At 68.7% G+C, this 1062-nt stretch carries 2 protein-coding genes; one reads left to right on the top strand and one right to left on the bottom strand.

Features of this window, described 5'->3' with window-relative positions:
- The coding region (gene map, locus E1261_RS44885; RefSeq protein WP_132416494.1) for a type I methionyl aminopeptidase at positions 1 to 744 on the bottom strand (744 nt) is incomplete at its 3' end.
- A gap of 66 nt (positions 745 to 810) precedes the next feature.
- On the opposite strand from map, the gene E1261_RS44880 reads away from it, so the two are divergent.
- Positions 811 to 1062, top strand: a 252-nt coding sequence (locus E1261_RS44880; protein WP_132416492.1) for a helix-turn-helix domain-containing protein, incomplete at its 3' end; no start/stop codon positions are given.

Genomic DNA, 1062 nt, shown 5'->3' with positions numbered 1-1062 from the left:
GCCTTGGGGGGTGATGGCGATGGTGTGTTCGGTGTGGGCTGTGCGGGCGCCGGTGGCGCTGCGGAGGGTCCAGCCGTCGGGGTCTGTGACGAGGTCGGCGGTGTCTTGCATGACCCAGGGTTCGAGGGCGAGGAGGAGGCCGGGGCGGAGTTTGTAGCCTCGGCCGGGGCGGCCGGTGTTGGGGACGTGGGGGTCCTGGTGCATGGTCGAGCCGATGCCGTGGCCGCCGAAGTCGGTGTTGACGGGGTATCCGGCGGCGGTGAGGACGGTGCCGATGGCGTGCGAGATGTCGCCGATGTGGGCGCCGGGCTGGGCAGCGGCGATGCCTGCGGCGAGGGCGCGCTCGGTGGCGGCGATCAGGGCCAGGCTCTCGGCGGGCTGGGAGTCGCCGACGACGAAGCTGATGGCGGCGTCGGCGGCCACGCCACCTTGCAGTACGGCGAGGTCGAGGGTCAGGAGGTCGCCGTCGGCGAGGGTGTAGTTCGAGGGTTTGCCGTGCAGTACGGCGTCGTTGACGGCCGTGCAGATGTAGTGGCCGAAGGGACCTCGGCCGAAGGATGCCTCGTAGTCGACGTAGCAGGACTGGGCGCCCGCGTCGGCGATCATCGCCTTGGTCCACTGGTCGATGTCGAGCAGGTTGGTACCGACCGCGGTCCGGCTCTTCAGGGTCTGCAGGATGGTGCCGACCAGCGCGCCGGTCTTCGTCGCTTGGGTGAGCTCGGTGGAGCTCAGGATCTCGATCATGCGGGCGTCCCTCTCACGAACCAATAACTATACCGGCCAAACTATACCGGTACTATAATCCGAATCATGGTCCGGCTACCCCTCACCCCCACCGAGATCGAGCGCGGACAGCGTCTCGGCGCATTGCTGCGCCGAGCCCGAGGTGATCGTTCCATCCTCGACACCGCACTCGACGCCGGCGTCTCCCCGGAGACCCTCCGCAAGATCGAGTCCGGCCGCGTCGCCACCCCGGCCTTCCCCACCATCGCCGCCATCGCCGACGTCCTCGGCCTCTCCCTCGACGAGGTCTGGACCGAGATCAACCCACCCGCCAAACCC

The sequence above is a fragment of the Kribbella albertanoniae genome (assembly GCF_004348455.1).
GTDB lineage: Bacteria > Actinomycetota > Actinomycetes > Propionibacteriales > Kribbellaceae > Kribbella > Kribbella albertanoniae.
Note: the sequence above shows the minus strand (reverse complement) of the source record. Positions and strands in the feature narration are given on the sequence as shown.